General features: G+C 67.3%; 21 protein-coding genes and 1 pseudogene. 14 read left to right on the plus strand and 8 right to left on the minus strand.

What is annotated here, in order from left to right; translation table 11 throughout:
- The coding region (locus AC1DWT_RS13960; RefSeq protein ID WP_477921018.1) for an FxsA family protein at positions 1–427 on the minus strand (427 nt) is incomplete at its 3' end.
- Between the two features lie 203 nt (positions 428–630).
- On the opposite strand from AC1DWT_RS13960, the gene AC1DWT_RS13965 reads away from it, so the two are divergent.
- Positions 631–1,248: a hypothetical protein gene (locus AC1DWT_RS13965; RefSeq protein WP_095864341.1), complete on the plus strand. Its 618-nt coding sequence runs from the start codon at positions 631–633 to the stop codon at positions 1,246–1,248.
- A gap of 27 nt (positions 1,249–1,275) precedes the next feature.
- Here the strand turns inward: AC1DWT_RS13965 and AC1DWT_RS13970 are convergent, their stop codons facing one another.
- A complete protein-coding gene (locus AC1DWT_RS13970) occupies positions 1,276–1,935 on the minus strand; it encodes a response regulator (protein WP_124393470.1) in 660 nt (219 codons plus the stop codon).
- A gap of 165 nt (positions 1,936–2,100) precedes the next feature.
- Between AC1DWT_RS13970 and AC1DWT_RS13975 the strand changes: the two genes are divergently transcribed.
- From AC1DWT_RS13975 to AC1DWT_RS13985, 3 genes are all read left to right on the plus strand, one after another.
- A complete protein-coding gene (locus AC1DWT_RS13975) occupies positions 2,101–2,529 on the plus strand; it encodes a CBS domain-containing protein (RefSeq protein WP_206012311.1) in 429 nt (142 codons plus the stop codon).
- A gap of 10 nt (positions 2,530–2,539) precedes the next feature.
- Positions 2,540–2,824: a YciI family protein gene (locus AC1DWT_RS13980; RefSeq protein ID WP_206012312.1), complete on the plus strand. Its 285-nt coding sequence runs from the start codon at positions 2,540–2,542 to the stop codon at positions 2,822–2,824.
- Positions 2,825–3,034: 210 nt separating this feature from the next.
- Positions 3,035–4,594, plus strand: coding sequence for a glycosyltransferase family protein (locus AC1DWT_RS13985; protein WP_206012313.1), 1,560 nt, complete (start codon positions 3,035–3,037; stop codon positions 4,592–4,594).
- A 60-nt stretch (positions 4,595–4,654) separates the two neighbouring features.
- Here AC1DWT_RS13985 and AC1DWT_RS13990 read toward each other — a convergent pair whose 3' ends face one another.
- The gene (locus AC1DWT_RS13990) at positions 4,655–5,383 is read right to left on the minus strand and encodes a TetR/AcrR family transcriptional regulator (protein ID WP_206012314.1); all 729 of its coding nucleotides are present in this window, start codon (positions 5,381–5,383) and stop codon (positions 4,655–4,657) included.
- 171 nt (positions 5,384–5,554) lie between these two features.
- Here AC1DWT_RS13990 and AC1DWT_RS13995 point away from each other — a divergent pair, with 171 nt between their 5' ends.
- The 3 genes from AC1DWT_RS13995 (at position 5,555) to AC1DWT_RS14005 (ending at position 9,326) form a co-directional block, all read left to right on the plus strand.
- Entirely contained in the window at positions 5,555–7,090 is a 1,536-nt protein-coding gene (locus AC1DWT_RS13995) for an APC family permease (RefSeq protein WP_206012315.1), read from the plus strand.
- 60 nt (positions 7,091–7,150) lie between these two features.
- The gene (locus tag AC1DWT_RS14000; protein WP_477921023.1) at positions 7,151–8,806 is read left to right on the plus strand and encodes an amidohydrolase; all 1,656 of its coding nucleotides are present in this window, start codon (positions 7,151–7,153) and stop codon (positions 8,804–8,806) included.
- A gap of 115 nt (positions 8,807–8,921) precedes the next feature.
- On the plus strand, positions 8,922–9,326 hold the full coding sequence (locus tag AC1DWT_RS14005) for a hypothetical protein (RefSeq protein WP_072946185.1): 405 nt from the start codon (positions 8,922–8,924) through the stop codon (positions 9,324–9,326).
- 82 nt (positions 9,327–9,408) lie between these two features.
- Here the strand turns inward: AC1DWT_RS14005 and AC1DWT_RS14010 are convergent, their stop codons facing one another.
- Entirely contained in the window at positions 9,409–9,876 is a 468-nt protein-coding gene (locus tag AC1DWT_RS14010) for an alkyl sulfatase C-terminal domain-containing protein (RefSeq protein ID WP_206012317.1), read from the minus strand.
- An 863-nt stretch (positions 9,877–10,739) separates the two neighbouring features.
- On the opposite strand from AC1DWT_RS14010, the gene AC1DWT_RS14015 reads away from it, so the two are divergent.
- On the plus strand, positions 10,740–11,843 hold the full coding sequence (locus AC1DWT_RS14015) for a hypothetical protein (RefSeq protein ID WP_241031214.1): 1,104 nt from the start codon (positions 10,740–10,742) through the stop codon (positions 11,841–11,843).
- A gap of 99 nt (positions 11,844–11,942) precedes the next feature.
- Here AC1DWT_RS14015 and AC1DWT_RS14020 read toward each other — a convergent pair whose 3' ends face one another.
- Together AC1DWT_RS14020 and AC1DWT_RS14025 are read right to left on the minus strand one after the other, a co-directional pair.
- Positions 11,943–12,452 (minus strand): hypothetical protein, encoded by a 510-nt coding sequence (locus AC1DWT_RS14020; RefSeq protein WP_072950524.1) that lies wholly within the window; start codon positions 12,450–12,452, stop codon positions 11,943–11,945.
- 255 nt (positions 12,453–12,707) lie between these two features.
- On the minus strand, positions 12,708–13,694 hold the full coding sequence (locus AC1DWT_RS14025) for a glycoside hydrolase family 43 protein (protein WP_095864339.1): 987 nt from the start codon (positions 13,692–13,694) through the stop codon (positions 12,708–12,710).
- 182 nt (positions 13,695–13,876) lie between these two features.
- Here AC1DWT_RS14025 and AC1DWT_RS14030 point away from each other — a divergent pair, with 182 nt between their 5' ends.
- The gene (locus AC1DWT_RS14030; RefSeq protein ID WP_167372229.1) at positions 13,877–14,023 is read left to right on the plus strand and encodes a hypothetical protein; all 147 of its coding nucleotides are present in this window, start codon (positions 13,877–13,879) and stop codon (positions 14,021–14,023) included.
- 13 nt (positions 14,024–14,036) lie between these two features.
- Here AC1DWT_RS14030 and AC1DWT_RS14035 read toward each other — a convergent pair whose 3' ends face one another.
- Positions 14,037–15,200, minus strand: coding sequence for a sensor histidine kinase (locus AC1DWT_RS14035; RefSeq protein ID WP_072950530.1), 1,164 nt, complete (start codon positions 15,198–15,200; stop codon positions 14,037–14,039).
- Between the two features lie 46 nt (positions 15,201–15,246).
- On the opposite strand from AC1DWT_RS14035, the gene AC1DWT_RS14040 reads away from it, so the two are divergent.
- The 5 genes from AC1DWT_RS14040 to AC1DWT_RS14060 all read left to right on the plus strand — a co-directional run bounded on the left by AC1DWT_RS14040 (position 15,247) and on the right by AC1DWT_RS14060 (position 19,685).
- Positions 15,247–16,014 (plus strand): TSUP family transporter, encoded by a 768-nt coding sequence (locus tag AC1DWT_RS14040; protein WP_072950533.1) that lies wholly within the window; start codon positions 15,247–15,249, stop codon positions 16,012–16,014.
- A 22-nt stretch (positions 16,015–16,036) separates the two neighbouring features.
- Complete coding sequence (locus tag AC1DWT_RS14045) at positions 16,037–17,557, plus strand: TldD/PmbA family protein (protein WP_206012318.1); 1,521 nt, start codon at positions 16,037–16,039, stop codon at positions 17,555–17,557.
- Complete coding sequence (locus AC1DWT_RS14050; RefSeq protein ID WP_206012319.1) at positions 17,554–18,915, plus strand: metallopeptidase TldD-related protein; 1,362 nt, start codon at positions 17,554–17,556, stop codon at positions 18,913–18,915. The genes AC1DWT_RS14045 and AC1DWT_RS14050 overlap by 4 nt, the downstream gene beginning before the upstream one ends.
- Before the next feature lie 219 nt (positions 18,916–19,134).
- Positions 19,135–19,341 carry a hypothetical protein gene (locus AC1DWT_RS14055; RefSeq protein WP_206012320.1) on the plus strand — a complete coding sequence of 69 codons (207 nt, stop codon included), beginning with the start codon at positions 19,135–19,137 and terminating at the stop codon, positions 19,339–19,341.
- A complete protein-coding gene (locus AC1DWT_RS14060) occupies positions 19,338–19,685 on the plus strand; it encodes an ANTAR domain-containing protein (RefSeq protein ID WP_072950541.1) in 348 nt (115 codons plus the stop codon). The genes AC1DWT_RS14055 and AC1DWT_RS14060 overlap by 4 nt, the downstream gene beginning before the upstream one ends.
- Here the strand turns inward: AC1DWT_RS14060 and AC1DWT_RS14065 are convergent.
- Positions 19,654–20,842, minus strand: a pseudogene (locus AC1DWT_RS14065) (DUF418 domain-containing protein). The gene AC1DWT_RS14060 and the pseudogene AC1DWT_RS14065 sit on opposite strands and share 32 nt — an antisense overlap.
- Positions 20,843–20,886 lie beyond the last annotated feature (44 nt).

The raw sequence follows: 20,886 nt of genomic DNA on the forward strand, positions 1-20,886 counted from the left end.
CCTCTCCCTCGATCACCTCGCCGCGACCGCGCCGGGGTGCCCGCGCGAAGGCCTCGGCCCCGGCCGCGACGGTCGCGGCGCGGCGGCCCGCCAGCAGGACCACGACGGGCCGGAGGGCCCACCGGGTGGGGGGAATGAGGAAGAGCAGGCCGAGCACCGAGGTGACCAGGCCGGGAACGAACATCAGGGCGGAGCCCAGCGCGACGAGTGCACCGTCCGCGACCGCGGCCCCCGGGGATCCGTCGCCGCCCGCCGCCCGGCGCAGGCCGTCCATCACACGACGCCACTGCGACCGCATCAGCAGCAGTCCGATCAGCGTTCCCCCGAGCAGGAGGAGCACCGTCCACAGCACGCCGATCGCGTGACCGACCAGGACGAGCGCGGCGATCTCCACCACTACGTACAACAGGAACAGTGCGGCGTACATGACGCCCCCTTTCGGACGGCCGGTTCATCGAGGGTCTGGGGTCAACCGTCTGCTCGTTCAACGTTCGACGGCGCCGATTTTCTCCCGGCCGCAGATATCGAAGCGGGCACGATGCTAACCCTCAAGTTGACATTGAGACTCTGGGCATGATGCAGTTCACTGCGATGGGGGTCTTCCGATCCCGCGCACAACGAGGAGCCGAAATGACTCGTCCCACAGTCTTCCGCCGAGCCGCAATCGTTCTCGCGTCCGCAGCCGCCTTCGGCATGCTGTCTTCGGGACCGGCGTCGGCAGCACCGGTCGCCGACTTCGCAAAGGGCGCCGCCGAACTGCAGGCGCTGGCCACCGAGGTCTCCCCCGCCGCGACCGCCGCCGTCGACGCACTTCTCGGCGCCAGCGTGTTCATCCCGAAGGACGTGCTCGAAGTCGGACTCACCACGCCGCAGGACTTCATGTACCCGTCCCCCACCCTCGGGTGCGGCGTCGCCGACAAACCCGCGACCGTCACGCTGGCCAGCGCCCAGGGCGGACCGAACCTGTTCCCCCAGATCAGCGCGAACCAACTCCGCTTCCAGGCGATCCCCGCCTACGTCGCGATCCCGCAGTCGTCCGAACTCAGCGTCGCGTGGATCAACCTGACCACGTTCCAGGGCGGCATCGTGAAACTCGACGACAAACTGCCGATCTTGGGCACCCCGCTGCTGTCGAAGATCGTCGACACCGGCAAGGGCACGGTTCTCGCGACGATGTTCGGCACGGTCGGCTACGCCGACGCCGTCACGTGCACGGTGGTCCCGACCGTCGGCACCTTCACCGTCTGACGGCAATACGCTTCCCCACCCGCCGGCCTACGAGCCGGGTCGCACCAGGCCCGTCTCGTAGGCCAGCACCACTGCCTGCACCCGGTCGCGGACGTTCAACTTGGTGAGGATCCGGCCCACGTGCGATTTGATGGTCGACTCCGACAGGAACAGCTGAGCGGCGATCTCCGTGTTCGACAGCCCGGTGGCGACCAACTGCAGGACCTCCCGCTCACGTTCGGTCAGCACGTCGAGGACTTCCGGGTCGCGCAGCGGCGCCGGACCGTCGTCGAGGAACCTCGCCAGCAACCGCCGGGTCACCTTCGGCGACACCACGGCATCCCCCGCGGCCACGCTGCGAATGGCCGACACCAGGTCTTCCGACGGGGTGTCCTTGAGCAGGAACCCGCTGGCCCCCGCCCGCAACGCACCCATGGCGTGCTCGTCGAGGTCGAACGTAGTCATCACCAGCACGCGGCTCGCGACCCCGGACTCCAGGATCTGGGCGGTCGCGCTCACCCCGTCCACCACCGGCATGCGCACGTCCATCAACACCACATCGGGTTCGAGTTTGCGGACCGCGGCGACGGCGGCCGCGCCGTCGCTCGCCTCACCGACGACGGTGATGTCGTCCTGGGCGTCGAGCACCATGTTGAGGCCCATCCGCATCAGTTCCTGGTCGTCGACGAGTAGCACGGTGATCGGCACAGCGCCAACCTAACACCGCGCTCCGGGTGCGCGCGCAGCCCGCGGGACGGGGCGGTCACGAGTGGATAACCAAACCAAGACCTCCATTAGCCCTGGCATACGCTCGAAGTCTGCCTATGATCGAGTCGGCGGACAGTGGGAGAGCCCAGGGATCGGGGTGTCCAGATGCGAATCGCGGATGTGTTGCGGAACAAGGGTCCGGCCGTGGTGACGGTGGATCCGGATATGTCGGTCAGCACCCTGATCGGCGAGCTCGCCCGGCACAACGTCGGGGCACTGGTGGTCACGGAGAACGACTCCGTCGTCGGGATCGTCACCGAACGCGACATCGTGCGCCGCATCCACGAACGCGGCCCCGACATCCTGAATGCGCGGGTCGTGGACATCATGACCACGTCGGTGTTCGCCTGCCTGCCGACCGACACCGTGGACAGTCTCGCCGAGACCATGACCGAACGCCGGATCCGGCACCTGCCGGTGATCGTCGACGGCCAGTTGGTCGGCATCGTCAGCATCGGCGACGTGGTGAAGAGCCGGATCGGCGAATTGCAGACCGAACGCGACCAGCTCGAGTCCTACATCGACCACGGCTGAGCGAGGACCCATGCCCCTGTTCGTCGTGGAGTACACGTACAGCCCCGAGACGTCGGCCCTTCGCGACGATCACCGAACACAGCACCGTGCGTGGCTCTCCGAACTTCTCCGTCGCAAGATCATGCGCTCGAGCGGGCCTCTCGCGAGCGGCCACGGTGCGCTGTTCATAGTCGACGCCGAGGACGAGGGCGCGGTCGCGCGCGTGTTCGCGCACGATCCGTTCGCCGAGGAGAATCTGGTGGCGAACGTGCAGATCCGCGAATGGTCGCCCGCGATGGGCGAATTCAGCGACTAGCACGCCGGGAACCATCGGCGGCGGGCGGTCCCGCGGCCTGGGGACTCAACCCGCGGAACCTGGACCGGGTGTGCCACCGGTTGCGCCTCCGACCCTGCGCCGTCGATTTCCCGTCAATCCGCGCCGCTAAACACTCACCGCGCGCACGACCTCGTCACGTTCGGGTTCGGTGGCTGCGCGGCGCTCTCGCCTGCCCTCTACGATGTCGCGGTGTCTACAGGATTGCTGAACCCGCCGCTCGATCGGTCCACCCCGCCGCCGGTCGCGAACTCGTACCGGGCGCCGGCGATCCTCGCCGCATCCGGCGCTGTGGTGGCGGCCGTGCTGTTCTGGGTCGTGTCCGGCAGCCTCACCGACGATGCGTACATCAGCCTGTCGGCTGCCCGGAACCTGGCCGTCCACGGCGAGTGGGCGATCGTGCACGGCCTGACCGCGAACACGTCGACGTCCCCGCTGAACGTGCTGGTGCTCGGCGCGCTGACGTTCCTGACCCGGTTGTGGGGCCCGGGCGATCCGCTGCTCGCACTCGGAATGCTCAACGTCGCGGTCACCGCACTGCTGGGGTGGGTGCTGGCCCGGATCGGCCGGCGACTCGGACTCGGACCGTTCTGGGCTGTGCTCGCCGGTGCACTGGTGGTGTTCAACCCGTTCGTGTTGTCGGCGGTCGGGCTCGAGGTGCTTTTGATCCCTGCCGCGGTCGCGGTGATGGTGTGGTTCGCGCTCGATGGCCGGGCCGCGTGGTTCGGTGCGGCCGCGGGCACGGCGGCGCTGGTACGACTGGACCTGCTCGTGTTCGTTCTCGTCATCGCGGCCCTGTCGCCGGCGATTCGCGGCCAGGTGCGGCAGGCCCTCGGGGGCTTCGCCGCGATCGCCGCGCCGTGGTACCTGTTCAGCTGGCTCGTCCTCGGTTCGGCCCTGCCCGACACCTTCCTGATCAAACAGGGCCAGGCCTCCGACGTGGGCGGCTACAACTACCTCACGGGACCGGTCATGTACTTCGAGTCCAACCCGTGGCGGACCGTCGCCGCATTCGGGCCCGCAGCACTCGGACTCGTCCTGCTTCTCCTCGCACTCTTCTCGTACGCCCGCTACCGGACGCGACCGCTGCCGGTACCGGGAGCGGTGCTCGCGCTCGGGCTGTCCGGCGCCCTCTACTACGTCGCCTACGTCGTCCTCGACACCGTGCCGTACCACTGGTACTACGTGGCGCCCGCGACGACACTGGCGATGTTCGCCGTCCTCGCCGCCGGCATCCACTGGACGGCTGCTCGCGACACGACGGACCGCGCCGCCGCCGGTGCGCTGGCCGGTGCGCTCGCCGTGCTGGGCGTCGGCGCGGTGTATTTCGACGTCGAGGGCGGTCTTCCGTGGGAGGCACCACCCATTTTCGGTAACTGGGCGAGCGCGCAGGACTACGAGCGGGTCGGCCGTGCGGTCGGGACGCTCGTCGGGGACGCACCGGTCCGGTCTCCGGGTGAGATCGGCACGCTTGCGTACTTCTGTGAATGCGTGATCGTCGACGAGTTCTCCGACCGCGGGTTGGTGGTCGAGGACCGGTTGGTGCCGCGCCTCGCCGAGGCCTCCGAGCCGGCGCGAACGCTGCTGCGCGCGAATTACGCCTTCTTCGATTACCGGCTGGAGCCGGTAGATCCCGCCTTCGATCTCCGGTACGGGGAGGGTCGCGGTCCCGGCGGGCCGATGTCGTGGGAGGTGTTCTCGGCGGCCCGCGGAGTCGGCCACTTCACCCTGGTGCCGCTCGCCGCCGGCTGAGGCCCTGTGGAACGTCGCCGACGACGTCCGCGACCCGGGAGTCACCGATGAAGGTCGGGATCATGCGCCCTCCGGGCGCCGCGCCTCGTCGAGTCGCTGAAGCAGGGCGCGTGCGCCGTCGAGGAACAGTTCGAGCGCGTCGGGATACGCGCTGCGGTCGGAGAGTTCCACCAGAAGTCCCGCGGTCGCCGCGATGTTCGGGTGGGTCTCAGCAGGCAGTTGGGTGTAGGACGATCGCCACAGTTCCCGGTCGGACTCGCGGACGTCGTCGGGTAGCGCGAGTTCGGCGCCGTCGAGTGCGGCGAACGCCAGCATCTGATCCACGAACGCGCGATAGAGGCGGACGGCTGTACCGTCGGGAAAGCCCGCCTCACGCAGTATTCCGAGAATCGTGTCGACTGCGGCTTGCTCGGAGGCGCGGCCGCTGACTCTGCTGGCCGACAGGACTGCCGCCTGCGGGTGGTCCAGATACGCCGCATGCGAACGTATTCCGAGTGCGTACAGGTCCCGCCACCAGTCCCCCGTGGGTTCCCACCCGTGAAACGACCGGCCGATCAGCTCGTCGGCGATCGCCAACGTCAGGTCGTCGATGCCGCGAAAGTAGCGGTACAGGGTGCTCGGGTCGGCCCCCAGCGCAGCCCCGAGACGGCGGGCGGACAACCCTGCGCTGCCGTGATGCCGCAGCAATCGCAGCGCCGTCTCGATGATCGCCTGCTCCGAGAGAACCACACCCTGTTTCGTCGGCCTGCGCCTCCTCGTGGGCGAGTCCGAGACCATCTGCTTCGCCAATTCCGGGGCTCCTTCCCTCACACCTGCCGTATGCCAACACCGTTGACCGTGTCGACACCGACAGTGTTGCATGTCACAGGCAGGGAGCGAAAGCCCAGGCACCGGGCATGACAAGTCCGGATCGGCGCGTGGCATCGCACCCATCCCACCCTTCGAGCGAAAGCGACGCAGATGGCAACAGTGAACGACGGCGCGGCCGGCGCGGCCAGGGCGACGGCCTTCCGCAAATCCCTCGGTGTCATGGACGGCATTGCGATCGCCGCCTCGAGTACCGCGGCGACGACCAGCATCGGTGTCGGATTGGGAGTCGTCGCCGCCGTGGTCGGGCTCCAGATGCCGGTGGTGCTGTTGCTGGCCTTCGTCCCCATTCTGGGAATTGCCAGCGGATATGCCCGGCTCAACCGGGTCGAACCCAATTGCGGCAACAGCTACGTCTGGGTGGGCCGCAGCCTCAGTCCGTGGCTGGGCTTCCTCACCGGCTGGATGGCCATCGTCGCCGTCGTCGTGTTCATGGCCTACACCACCGCCATCGCCGGGTCGGCGATCCTGCAGCTCGGCGGCATGGCCGGCGTGCGCAGTGTCGCCGGACTCCCGATCGATCCCGATTCCACACTGCAGTCGACGCTGCTGGGACTCACCATTCTGGGAGCGGTGACGTTCACCGCCGTCCGCGGCGTCGCGGTGGCGGCACGACTGCAGAAGTACCTCCTCGTCTTCGAGTACGTCGTGTTGATCGGTTTCTGCGCGTACGGGCTGTTCGCCGGGAGCCAGCCGTTCTCACTCTCCTGGTTCAACCCCTTCGCGATTCCGTCGTTCGCCGTGCTGGCTCAGGGCATGGTGATCGCGGTCTTCTTCTACTGGGGTTTCGAAGCGGCGTTCAGCGTGAGCGAGGAGGTGCGCGATTCGCGCGACGCGTCCCGGGCCGGCGTGATCACCGTCTTCCTGGTCCTCGGCTTGTTCCTGCTCGGCGCGGTGGCGTTCCAGCGCGTCCTCACCCCCGCGGAACTCGCGGACAACGGGACAGTCGGGCTCGCGTATCTCGGCGAGACGCTCGCCGATCAGCCGCTGGCAGCGCTCCCCGTGGTGGCGCTGATGTTCTCCGTCGTCGCTTCACTCCAGGCCACCGTGATCCCCAGTGCACGTGGATTGTTCGCGATGGGCAGGGACCGCACACTCGGCCCGGTGTGGACCCGGATCCATTCCCGTTACGGAACCCCCGCAGCCGGTACCGTGCTGCTCGGCGGCATCTCCGCCGTGGTCGCGCTACTGGCCACGGTCATCCCCAAGCTGAGCGATCTTCTCGGTGCAGGCATCAGTTCGATCGGACTGGTGGTCGCACTCTGGTACGGCTTGACGGCACTCGCGGCCGCTGTGCGGTTCCGCGGACTCCTGCGGGTACATCCGTGGGAAGGATTGCGCGCGGTCGTGTTTCCCGCGCTCAGCGCTCTGGTGTTACTGACGCTCGGCGGATATCTGGGCTGGATTTTCTACACCTCGGCCGATCATCTCGAAGTCAGCGCGACCAACGGATGGTTTCAGCTGCTGTTCCCGGTTCTCGTCGTGATCTCCGGACTGATGGTGGCCGCGCACGCGAAATGGGTCCGCCGCTCGCCCTATTTCGTCACCGGCCGCGGAACCGACGCCGACGACGCGAACCTGCTCGCCGGAGGTACACCCTCCGAGGTCGCCGTCACCACCCAGTCCTGATCAACGCACCACCGCGTGATCCGAATACCGACGAAAGCAATTCTCGACAGGAGATTCTCGATGTCAGCACTACCCGCAGATCTGGTCTTCACGGGCGGATCGATTGCCACCCTGGACCCGGCGCGCCGCCGAGCCACGACGGTCGCCGTTACCGGGGGCCGGATATCGGCCGTCGGCCACGACGAGGTCCGGGAGCTGATCGGCGCCCGCACCGAGGTCGTCGACCTCACCGGCAGGCTCCTGCTGCCCGGATTCCAGGACGCGCACATCCATCCGGTGGTGGCGGGCCTCGAGTACGCCCGCTGCAACCTCACCGGCACCAGCGATGCCGGTTCCACCCTCGCTGCCGTCCGCAGCTATGCCGACGCACACCCGGAACTGCCGTGGATCGTGGGCGGCGGGTGGTCGATGGAGGCGTTCGACGGAGGCACACCCACTGCGCAATACCTCGACACCGTCGTGCGGGACCGGCCGGCGTTCCTGCCCAATCGCGACCACCACGGGGCGTGGGTGAACACGAAGGCCCTGACCATCGCCGGCATCACCCGGGAGACTCCCGATCCCGTCGGCGGGCGCATCGAACGCGACGCCGACGGCGAGCCGACCGGCATGCTCCAGGAGTCCGCGATGGAGCTGGTCGGCTGCCACACCCCGCAGCACACCCCCGACGATCGGCTCGAGGCATTGCTCCACGCCCAGCAGCATCTGCATTCGCTCGGCATCACCGCCTGGCAGGACGCGCTGCTCGGTGACACGTCCRGTATCTCCGATGTCTCGGACGCCTACCTGACCGCGGCCGGCGACGGGTCGCTCACCGCTCGGGTAGCGGGTGCCTTGTGGTGGGATCGCGATCGGGGCTCCGAGCAAATCCCCGACCTGCTCCAGCGACGGTCACGTCTCCGCGTCGGGAGGATGCGCGCCGACACCGTGAAGATCATGCTCGATGGTGTCGCCGAATCCCGCACCGCGGCGATGATCTCCCCGTATCTGGATGGATGCGGCTGCGCGACCACACATTCCGGCACCAGCTTCGTCGACCCGGAGAAACTGCGAGACTACGTCACCGAGCTCGACGCCCTCGGATTTCAGGTGCATTTCCACGCGCTCGGCGACCGAGCCGTACGGGACGCGCTCGACGCGGTCGAGGCCGCCCGGACTGCGAACGGATTCCGCGACACCCGCCCGCACCTCGCCCACCTGCAGGTCGTGGACCCCGAGGACATCCCCCGGTTCCGCGCGCTCGGTGTCACCGCCAACATGCAACCACTGTGGGCAGCCCACGAACCGCAGATGGACGAGCTCACCATCCCCTTCCTCGGGGRCGAACGCACCCGGCGGCAGTATCCGTTCGGTTCCTTGTTGCGCTCGGGTGCGACGCTGGCGGCCGGCAGCGACTGGCCGGTCAGCAGTGCCGACCCGCTCCACGGGATCCACGTCGCGGTCAATCGCACACTGCCGGGCCTGAACGGGCAGGGACACCCCGTGTTCCTGCCGAAGCAACGGATCGACCTCACGTCCGCACTCACCGCCTACACCGCCGGGTCCGCGCACGTGAACCACCTCGACGACACGGGAAGCATCGAGGTGGGCAAGCTCGCCGATCTCGTGGTCCTCGACCGGGATCCGTTCACCGGACCCGCCGACATGATCGCGGAGACCCGGGCCGTCCTGACCTATGTGGGTGGCGACCGCGTCTACACGGCACCGGACGCCTGACGTCCCGCGGCAGGCGGCGATACCCTGTGGTCCGGATGCCGATCGGCGGCCCTCGTGGCGCCGATCGGCATCCGCGACCACACTGGAGTTGTCCCGCCGAAGTCAGGAGACAGTGATGGGCGACAACAAGCCGTTCGGCTTCGACCCCGACGATCTCGACCGCGTGATCCGTGAGGCCGGCGAGGAATTGCAGGGCGTCAAGGACCGGATCGTCAGGTTCCTGGAGCAGGCGGATTCCCAGATCCCGTGGACGGGCGTCTTCGCGGACTTCGCCCGGCCGCCGCGCGCCGCGTCGAAGCCGGAGACGACCGGGGAGACCGGCGACGGCGTGTGGGCGATCTACACCGTCGACGGCGAGGGCGTCGCCCGCGTCGAGCAGGTGTATGCCACCGAACTCGATGCCCTCCGCGCGCACAAGCACAACACCGATCCCCACCGTTCGGTGCGATTCCTCCCCTACGGCGTCACCGTCAGCGTCCTCGACCAGCAGGAGGAGCCGACGCCGCGGGAAACGGAGTGACTGCACGGACCTCGGCTTCGTTGGATCTCGGTCCGGCCCAACGCTGCCTCGGGAGGCAGGGACGAGCCGTGGAGTGGGTCGGTCAGGGTGTGACGATGGGAAAGCTCGGATCGAAGTCGTCGAGCACCGCAGCGAGCGCAGACAGAGCGCCGGCGTCGCCGTCCAGAGTCACCACTCCCGCCTGCTCGAGTTCGGTCGCGGACGACGGCTTCAGTAACACACCCGCGAGGGCCTTCTTCGGACTCGACACAGTCAGCTGGGTGCCGGCCGAATCAGTCGGGGGGTCAACCAGGTGTGGTGGTCGCCGCGCAATGCCCCGGGTCAGACACGCGGATCGCATCGCCGTCGTCGGTCGTTCCCTCGGTATCAGGAGCGCGAGCAGCGCGATGATCAGGCCGGCCACGGCTGTGGCCGAGTGCGCCGACCCTGATGGAATCGATACTCCTCGACATCGACGAGTCGGGGGGTGCGCCGTGTACGGAAGGAGGAACCGGGTCCTTTCGGATGGATCTGGGTTTGATGGCGGACACCGAACTGAACGCCCCAGCATCTTCTACGATGTATGGCCTGCTGACTATCCGTCGGGTCTCAGGGCACGGTCTGGAGGGTTCATGAGCATCCGAATATCGTCGAACACACCGGATGACGAACCGGGGAGCACGTTGTTGCCGGTTCGCGACAGAATCGACGAAGACCTACGAACCCACCCAGCGGTGAGGCTTGCGAGCGAAGCAGTCCCCGTGATGCACCGCACCACGGCCGGAGAGCGATTCGGACCGGTCCGGCTCATCGAACGCGACTCCGATGTCGCCGTCGTATTCGCCGCAGATACCACCCGTTGGGCGGTTCTTGTTCAGCCAGGCGGCGATTCACCGAAGGCATCCCTCATCCTCGGGGTACCCAATCCCCGCGTTGGATTCGGTCGCTCGTTTCGAGCTTCGTACTTGGAGCGGTTGACCGTCCATCAATCCGGCGACCCGTCGTCGCGAGGGAACCACCAGAGTTCGGATGGATGGCACTGGCCGGAATCGCTGCCGAAGGCGTGTCTCGGTTCGAAGTGAGGTCGTCGCTCGATACAGACACCGGAGGTGTCGGAGCCGACGGAGTCGTCCTTGCGGTGCTCCGCGCGCGGTGGAGAGAGAAGGTGGAGAGAGAAGGTGGAGAGAGAAACTGCACGTCGCCGTAACCTTGCCAGCGGCGAGACAGTCTCCGTCCATCATCCAAGCCTGCGGCCCGCGCGCCCGAGCTGACGAGCCCCTGCCGGGCGAGGCGTTATCGGGTAGGCGTCGGGCAAGACGGTGGGGGCCATTTGATCGACCCCTTGCGGAGCGGTACCTAACCATTTGTGTTGCGCCGCGCAGTGACATGGCGTTGCCCGAGATCTCGGCTCGGGGACTCTATGGTGGTCAGCACATGACTACCGCTGAAACCTTGTTGGCCGGCCCCCGTGGGCATCGGATGCTACTCGCGTACGCGAGGGACGCCGAACGAACTCTGCAACCCGAGTTCCGCAGTGACTTGTTCGATCACGCGGTTTCCCTGGCGGCGTATCACCTCGAGTCCGGTCGGGAAGGCGCACGCGTGTTGCACGGGCCCGGCGCTGACGAGGCTCGGCAGAACGTCCTCACTGCAGACGATGTGGCGCACCGCCTGTCCCAGGTTCCGCTTCCCGAGGTGACGGCGGTTGCACTCCGTTCGGCGCTCGCCGATGCGGTGGACGCGGCGCGCTACTGGCAGGACCCGGACGGTGAAGACATCCTCGTCGCCGCCGAGCCTGTGCGCCGTGAGCTTCGACGGGTCGCCGAGCACATCGCACGATCCCCGCATGCGCAGTGGTGGACAACGCCTGATGCGACCGATCAGTGGTTGGTGGGCTGGAGTGAGGACGGTACGGATTCCGTTGGGTCGACGACCGCAGAGCTGTTGCGTGACTATGGTGATCGGACTGCCGCGGAGGAAGTGCGAGCCGGACGCGATCGTCCGGCGGATCCGTCGGCGAACTGGTCCGGCTGGTGGTGGTCGACTCCACCTACACGGTGTTCGTCCCGGCGGCTGTTCGACGGGACCCCGGCCGGCTTGTGGTTCGTCGAGGACAGCATGGGATGGGAGCGCGCCATCGCGCGACGAGTGACCATCCCCGCCGGCGCTCGCGTGTACGAGGTCGACGGTGCACAGGCGTGGGCAGAACTCTGCAGACAGTTCCCCGTCGAGGTCACCGCGCAGAAACGCCACGATTGGTACCGCACCACCGGACGGTCAGGGCGATGGGTCATTCCTGACTGGTCGCGGCTCCCCGAACGGTACGAGGGCGTGCACCTCACCGTGGCGGGATACCTCGCCGCGGCGGGCACCGCGATCGCCGTCGATGCCGACACCGCGAGTGTCATCGCGGGATGGGCGCCCGACGACACCTACTGGCTCACCGACACCGTCAAACTCGACAGCGACGATTCCCAGACCTGGGTGTGCGACACCGTTGGGAGGCGTCCTTGCTGGGTCGAAGAAGCGCACCACTGAGGACTGCTGGGTTTTTTCAGAGCAGGCTTGTGAATTATTCATGCCCCTTGTGCCGCAAGCGGATCGATGATTGGTCATCCGCGCCGTGGTGGGTTGTCGTCATGATGAGGAAGTGGTCAGACATCGGCCGGCTTCTTCGACGGCGTTGGCGTCCTCGGGGAAGAACATCTGTATGTCCGGCCAGATAGTGCTCTGCCGGGCTGATTGATCCACACTGACGAGCGGTGCCCCGAGCACACTGTTTGCGTTTGCCGTCAGCGCTTGGCCCTCCGCTGGCGCCGGGCCGGCGCCTAATCCCCACACTCCGTGGGAGATCGAGCCGTCGCTTCTCCTGAACTCCATGGCGATCGCGTAGTAATTGTCGAACGGCACGGATCCCTTGCTGCGGGCCCAGGGGTCGTGGACAGCAACCGCGTCAATGGGCTCGATCGGGTCGGTAAGCGGCCTGCTTGCGATCAGGTCCGTCACGGTGGAGCCGACGCCAAGGCAATCCGCGTCAGGTGCTCGGCGAACGTCCGCGATAACGACGGCCGCCAGCCACGTAACCGCAGAAGCTGCGATCGCCGCGACCATCACCGCGCGCCATGACCAACCCGCCTGTCTGGCCATCTGTTCGCCTCCCCGAGCTCACGCCGTGATCTGACTGAGCGTAATCGCGTTCACCGTCCGGCCGCTTGTTCCGACACCTCACGGACTCTCTGTGGTTGTCCGCTGGCGGATCGCTCTCTGGGGCGGTTGGTAGATGACACGGAGATCGCACCGTCGCGGAATCTCGCAGATCAACTTGTCGATGGTCACTCCGAAGTGAGCCGGAACCGTCGCAGCAGTCCGTTTGCTGACGACGTGACCGTCATCGAGTCGTCGTTATGCCGGCTCTGCCATCACGCCGAAATGGCGCGCCGTCCCAGAAAGCCCCGGAAGCTCCTGCACGGGCGACCAGGTGCGCAGCCCGTCCGTGCTGTCGGAATAGAGATACTTTCCTTCGGTATAGGCGTCGAGATATATCCGCCAGGCGCCGTTCGGCAACTGAACCACAGCCGGGCCCTCCACCAGCGAGCCCCAATTTCCAGGCGGGACGAATGAGTAGGGTCCCGTCACCGACGACGCGACCGCATGCTCGACGAACTTCTTCGTCTCGTTCTTGGTAAACGCGTGATAGGTCGATCCCACCTTCACCACGGTGGTGTCGATGTGGTCCGCGCCGATCCCGGCGAGCGGAACAGGTGGGCTCCACAACCTGAGCGATGGTTCCAGCGCCGTCATCAGATACGGCACGAATCCTCCACCGGTCGACAGCGACAGGATGACGTTGACGCGGTCGCCGTCCACGAACCATTCGGGCGCCCAGGCTTTGGTGACGAATGGCGACAGCGACGGTCCGTCCTTGAACCCGGCCGACCCCGAGAAGCCCGGCGGGCTCGTAGAACCGGTGCCATCCCCCGTGCCTGGCATGAATGCGCAGCAAAACGGGACCGGATAGTTCCCCATAGGTGTCCAGTTGATGCGGTCACTACTGCGTGCGAAGCCGATACTCGCCCCGCCGCCCGTTGTATAGGTGACGTAATACAACCCGTCTGTGTTCCGGAAGATGCTCGGGTCACGCACAAGCCCTGACTGGGGCCGAAACGCCGACAGTCCGACGGGTTGGAACCCCGTGCCGTCCCCCGACTCGTATACATCCATGTCGCGGTCGCTTACGTTGCTGAACGCCACCATCGTGTATCGCCAGGCCGGCGGGGCGGCGCCGCTGTTCCCCGGGGTCGCGACCAGCAGGCCCGCGACAGCGAGCATCACCATCGATATGGCCGAAAAACAGGTCCGTTTGGTCAGCATCACCGGTGCAGTATCCATGACTGCAGGCGCACCATGCGTAACTTTGGCCGCAGGCGCAGCGGACGGTTCGGTTACGCTGATGTCGGCCGCGCGTGCCGCCGACATGGCCCAGCCACGGATCCTTCGACCTCCATCCCAAGCGACAACGTCATACGTTGAGAGGAACCGTCGTGACCATTGCGATCGTCGTGTGATCGCAGGTGTACGGCTCGACGGGGTGGGAGCTGCTGATGCTGCCGGCGTCGTTGATGGTCGGACTGATCGTGGTCGCGGCGGGCCTGCTCATGGCGGCGGCGAGTCGCCGGAAAGACGCTCGCTCCGAACCGGGAGAACAGCAAGTCGCCTGAGTGATCGGGCCGCTCAGTCCTCCAACTCGAGCGGCAGCTCCGCGGTGACCCGCCAACTCCCGTCGGTCTGCCGTCCCGCCTCGAGCGTGCCGTGCAAGACGGCGACGCGCTCCCGCATCCCGAGCAGTCCGTTGCCCGATCCGAGCGAGAACTGCCCGGACGAGTTGCCGTTGTCGGTGATCTCGACGAGGACGTCCGTCTCGCGGCGCCGCACCCGAACCTTGGCGCGGGGGCGTTCTCCGGCGTGCCGGAGGACGTTGGTCAGCGATTCCTGAACCAGCCGGTGGACGCCGAGGCTGACCGCCGGGCTGATGTCGTCCAACTCCCCCGTCAGTTCGAGTTCCACGGGCAGGCCGGCGCTGCGCATCATGTCGACCACCCGGGCGAGACCGGCCGTGCCGTGCTGGGGCATGTCGTCGGTCGCCGGTTCGGTGCGGAGCAGCGACACGGTGCGCCGCAGTTCCGCCAGCGCCTCCCGCCCGGTGCTCGCGATGTTGGTCAGTGCCTGCTTCGCGATGTCGGGGTTGCTCTTCAGGGCGTAGGACGCACCGTCGGCCTGCACGATCATCACGCTCACCGCGTGTGCGACCACGTCGTGCAGTTCCCGGGCGATCCGGGTGCGCTCGGCGGCCACCGCGTCCTCGGCGCGTCGATCCCGGTCGTAGTCGGCGACGACGAGGCGAGCCGCGACCTCTTCGTCGTAGGCGCGACGGGCGCCGAGGAATTCCGCGGTGATCCAGGACAGCGCGAACACAAGCACCGAGTACAGTCCGGCTGCCAGCAGTTCCTGCTCCAGCAACCAGATCGACAGTACGGAGTCGACGACCAGGCCCACCGCGTAGACCGCTGCGGTGCGGCGGTCTACGTAGGCGACGAGCGTGTAGAGGGCGACGGCGAGCGCCAGCAGGCCGGGGTGCTCGGCGTCGAGGTCGCCGATGGAATAGCTGATGAAGGTGATCGTGATCGACATCACCAGCACGGCGCCTGCCGCCGCCCGCGGATACCTGCGGCGCCATGCGATCGGCAGGCACAGCAGGAAACCCATGACCAGCTGCACCCATGGCGACCGGTCGCCCGACGCGGTGAACACGAACACCTCGAGGGTGAACAGGATCGCCGCCAACATCGAGTCCGCGACCGTCGGCTTGCCCCGCAGCCACAGACTGAACCTCCTCATGTGCTCAGCGTAAGTACCTCTCGGCGCGTGTGGTTGAGTCGGCACCATGAATGTGGGTGACTGGGCGCTTCTTCTCACCGCCGCGACGGCCGCCGGGTGGGTGGACGCCGTCGTCGGCGGTGGCGGGCTGATCCTCATTCCCGCCCTGTTTCTCGTCGCACCCCAGCTGACGCCGCAGGCGGCATTGGCCACCAACAAGCTGACCGCGTTCACCGGCACGTCCGCCGCCGTCGTCACGTTCGCGCGCCGCATCCCCATGAACTGGCGGCTGCTGGTTCCCGCCGGTCTGCTCGCGGCGGTGACGTCCGCGCTCGGCGCCGCGACGGTGTCGCGTATCGACAAGGACGTCTTCATCCCGCTCATCATGGCGGTGCTCGTCGGGGTCGCCGTGTTCGTGACCATCCGTCCGCAACTCGGGACCACGCTGGCGAAGGATCCGCCGACCCGGCGGAAGGTCGTCGCCGTCGTCCTGCTCTCCGCCGGGCTCCTCGGTTTCTACGACGGCCTGTTCGGGCCGGGCACCGGAACCTTCCTCATCATCAGCTTCGCCACGTTCCTCGGCACGGAATTCGTGCGCAGCGCAGCGATGGCGAAGGTGATCAATCTCGGATCGAATCTCGGAGCGCTGGTGTTCTTCGCCGCCACCGGCCACGTGCTGTGGGCGCTCGGCCTGAGCATGGCGGTCTGCAACGTGATCGGCGCGATCATCGGTTCGCGGATGGCGCTGAGCAAGGGTGCCGGTTTCGTCCGGATCACGCTGCTGATCGTGGTGATCGCAATGGTGATCCGGTTGGGTTGGCAGCAATTCGGGTGATCGACCGACTACGGTGGTCCAGGTGACGGCTCCACGACAGGTTGATCCGGAATTCCTTGCCCTTCCGCTGCGTTCGCTGGCGGACGCAGCGCTCGCTGCCGCCCGTGCGGCGGGTGCGTCGCACGCCGACCTTCGGGTACACCGACTGACCAGCCAGTCCCTGCGGCTCCGCGACGGCGAGGTGCAGTCGGCGGTGGACACGGACGAACTCGGGTTCGCGGTACGGGTCGTCGTCGACGGCACGTGGGGTTTCGCCTCGCATGCCGAGCTGACCCCCGCGACCGCCGCCGCCACCGCGCAACAGGCCGTCGCCGTCGCCCGGGCGCTGCGCGGGCTGAACCGGGAACACGTCGAGCTCGCGGACGAGCCGGTGTACTCGGACGTGCATTGGGTGTCCGACTACGACGTCGACCCGTTCAAAATCCCCGCGTCGGAGAAGATCTCGCTGCTGGGTGAATACTCCCGCCGGCTGCTCGCCTCCGACGGGGTCGACCACGCCACCGCGGGATGCCTGCAGGTGAAGGAGCAGACGTTCTACGCCGATCTCGCCGGGTCCTCCATCGTGCAGCAGCGGGTGCGGTTGCATCCGCAACTCGAAGCGACCACCGTCGACCAGTCGGCCGGCGTGTTCGAGACGATGCGCACCCTCGCTCCCCCCGTCGGCCGCGGATGGGAATACGTCGCCGGAGACGGAGTGTGGAACTGGACCGACGAACTCGCCCGCATCCCGGACCTGCTCGCCGAGAAGGTGAAGGCCCCCAGCGTGGTCGCCGGCCCCACCGATCTGGTGATCGACCCGACCAACCTGTGGTTGACGATCCACGAGTCCATCGGGCACGCCACCGAGTACGACCGGGCCATCGGCTACGAGGCCGCCTACGCGGGCACGTCGTTCGCCACGCCCGACAAGCTCGGCACGCTGCGCTACGGGACACCGATCATGCGGGTGACCGCCGACCGGACCGAGCGGCACGGCCTCGCCACGGTCGGGTACGACGACGACGGCGTCGAGACGCAGTCGTGGGACCTGGTCGCCGACGGGGTTCTCGTCGGCTACCAACTCGACCGGGCGTTCGCGCCCCGGCTCGGGCTGGAGCGGTCGAACGGCTGCTCGTACGCCGACTCGCCGCACCACGTCCCGATCCAGCGGATGGCGAACGTGTCGTTGCAGCCCGACCCCGACACCGACCGCAGCACCGAGGACCTGATCTCCGGGGTGGAGGACGGCATCTACGTCGTCGGCGACAAGTCCTGGTCGATCGACATGCAGCGCTACAACTTTCAGTTCACCGGCCAGCGGTTCTACCGCATCCGCGGCGGGAAGCTCGACGGGCAACTCCGCGACGTCGCCTATCAGGCGACCACCACCGACTTCTGGGGTTCGATGGACGCCGTCGGCGGCCGGTCCACCTGGCAGCTGGGCGGCGCATTCAACTGCGGCAAGGCGCAGCCCGGTCAGGTCGCGGCCGTCAGCCACGGCTGCCCGTCGGCACGCTTCCGCGGCGTCAACGTACTGAACACCCGGACGGAAGGCGGCCGATGATCGCACCGCAGCAACTCGTCGAGCAGGTCCTCGCCCGGGCCACCGTGGACGAAACCATCGTGATCGTCACCGATGCCAGCGAGGCGTCGCTGCGGTGGGCGGGCAACTCGATGACCACCAACGGCGTGTCCACCTCGCGTAGATGGACGGTCATTTCCATCGTCCGCTCCGGGCAGGACGCCAGGGTCGGGATCGTCACCTCCGCGTCCGTCGACGTCGCCGACATCGACGGAGTGGTCCGATCCGCCGAAATCTCTGCCCGCGCAGCCACACCCGCGTCCGACGCGATGCCGCTGCTCACCGGAACCGGCACCGACGAGCGCTGGGAGGATTCGGCGCAGCGCACCGAGATCGGCGCGTTCGAACAACTCGCCCAGGACCTGAGCATGGGCTTCGACGGCGACGATCAGCTCTACGGTTTCGCGCATCATCAGCTGCACACCACGTGGCTGGGCACGTCGACGGGAATCCGGCGCCGATTCGTCCAGCCGACCGGGTCGGTCGAGATCAACGGCAAGCGCGGCGACGCCAGCGCCTGGGTGGGCACCAGCACCAAGGACTTCACCGACGTGGCCGGAGTGAAGTTGCTCGAGGACCTGTCGACGCGCCTGGACTGGGCCGGCAACCGCGTGGAGTTGCCCGCGGGCCGGTACGAGACGATCCTGCCGCCGTCCGCGGTCGCGGACCTCATGATCTACCTCATGTGGACCATGGAGGGCAGGGCCGCCGAAGAGGGGCATTCGGCCCTGTCGGCGCCCGGGGGCACCCGCATCGGGGAGAAACTCAGTGCACTCCCCCTCACCCTCTATTCCGATCCCGTCGCGCTCGGCCTGGAGTACGCGCCGTTCGTGATCGCCGGGTCGTCGTCCGAGTCGGTGTCCGTCTTCGACAACGGGATGGACGCGGGCCGGGTCGACTGGATCCGTGACGGCACCGTCGGTGCGCTCGCGTACCCGCGGTCGACGGCGGAGGAGTTCGGCGCCGAGGCGACCGTGCCCGGCGACAACCTGATCCTCGACGCCGGCGGTTCGGTGTCGCTCGACCAGATGGTGGCCGAGACCGAACGCGGGTTGCTGCTGACCACCCTCTGGTACATCCGGGAGGTCGACCCCGCCACGCTGCTGCTCACGGGATTGACGCGGGACGGCGTCTACCTCGTCGAGAACGGAAAGGTCACGGGCGCCGTGAACAACTTCCGGTTCAACGAGAGCCCTCTCGACCTGCTGCGGAGGGTCACGCAGGCCGGCGCCACCGAGCGGACCCTGCCCCGTGAGTGGAAGGACTGGTTCACCCGGACCGCGATGCCGTCGGTGCGGGTGCCGGACTTCCACATGTCTTCGGTCAGCAAGGCGCTCTGAGGGCGCGATTTCTATGCGGACGCTCGTCTAGGTGACAGGCCGTGAGCTTTCCGTTATAAATGCTGCAGACATCACGCATATGAGATTTCTCACTCCAGAGACGTTTCGCCGCGGATGTCATATTCAGGTCTCCAGAGAACGGGACCGAAACTCCCCGCATCGCCGCGTGGCCGACGCATGCGCCGAGTCTGCCCCTTGCACGCCCGAAAAGGAGGTTTCATGCACTCCGATACCCGCATCCGCGAAGCACTCCACGGCCACACCAAGGTCACGAGACGGTTCGCGCTCGCCGACGTGGCACTGACGACGTTCGTCTGCCTCGCCTGCGCCACCGGCATAGGCATCATCACCGGTTCAGTTCTCGCCGCCGCGACGGGGGGACTGATCGTCGTCCTCGCCACGGCGCTGATGGTGGCGGCGGTATGACCGCGCCGAGCATTCAGCGACGTACCACAATCCAGGAGATCCCCGTGTCGAACGACGTCCTCGAGGCTGCACCGCCTGCACATTCGATTCCGCACCGCCACCCCGACGGGCGCGAGGTCCTCGCCACCGCGAAGGGCATCCTCATCGCCACCCGCGGATACGGCGACGCCGAGGCGTTCGAGGAATTGCTCGACGTCTCCCGCCATCACCACGTCAGCGTGTTGCGGGCAGCGAAGTCGCTGGTGGAATTGGCGACTCGGCGACAGCCGTGCCCGTCCGTGACGACGCCGGCACCGCTGTACGCACTCGAGTTCACGGAATGGACGACGCTGCTGGCGCGATGACGTCGCCCCGGTCCGCCCGGGTGAGACGCTGGTAGCCCCGATGTGTGAGCCATTCGAGCGGCCCACGATCGAATCGCCGCAACCACAGGCGCGACACGACGATCAGGGTCGCCGAGACGGCGCCGAACAGTGCGAGCGTCGCTGGAACCACGGTGGTGCCGTCCAATCTGGCCGCGAGGCCGAATCCCCAGCCGTAGCAGACGATCGAGCACAGAATATTCTGCAGCACATAGCAACTGAGCGCGGTGCGGCCGACGCCCGAGAGTGCCTGGCCGGGCGCGCCGGGTGCGCGACCGTCGGCGTAGCGGTGCGCGATCGCCGCGAGTAACCCCAACGCCACGATCGGCGCGGTCCCGTACCTGCCGAGGATCAGACCCGCGTCGCCACCGAACAGTCCGAGCGCGAGGTCGAGCGGAAGGGCGATCGCCAGGCCGGCGATCATGAGGCCGCGCCGCAGCGCGCCACGGTCCGGGTCGAGGACGCGCGCACCGTAGAGGTGCGCGCCGACGAGGAACAACGCGATCGACAGCGGCAGGATGAACAGCACCTCGAGCCGGAACAGCAACAGATTGTCGGCGCGGAAGACAACGAAGTCCCAGAAACTGCCGTCCGCATAGGGATTCGGCGACAGCGACTGCGGATCCCGCGCGGGCGCCGAGGACAGGGCCGAGACGGCGAGGGCGAGCATTGCCGCGTGGACGGCCACCGCGCACACTATCCACGTTCGCTGCGCGCGGATGCCCGTGGTCAGGATGAAGGCGACGATCAGTCCGGTGAGGGCATACCCGGTCAGGACGTCGAATTCGGTGAACAGCAGGAAGTGCAGTGCTCCGTCGAGCATCAGCAGCGCTGCGCGCCAAGGGTATTCGCCCGGCCACCGTTGACCGCGCCGCTGGGCGGACCGCTGCTGGATGACCAGTCCGATGCCGAACATGACCGGTGAGCAGGCCGAGGAACTTGCCCTGCGCGAATTGCTGCAGCACCGCCTGCACCGGAGCCCATCCGCCGGTGGCCTTTCCGGTGCCGTTGATGTATCCGACGAGTCCCTCGACGTTGGTGAAGATCCAGATGTTGGTGGCGAGCGTGCCCAGGATCGCCGCGCCGCGCATGACGTCGAGCGCAGCGTAGCGGTGGGAACTCGATGGTTGCGATGTCATCCGTTCAGCCCCTCCAGTACTTGTTAGTACGGTCGTGCCAACAA

It is taken from the genome of Rhodococcus sp. P4_B6 (assembly GCF_056402215.1).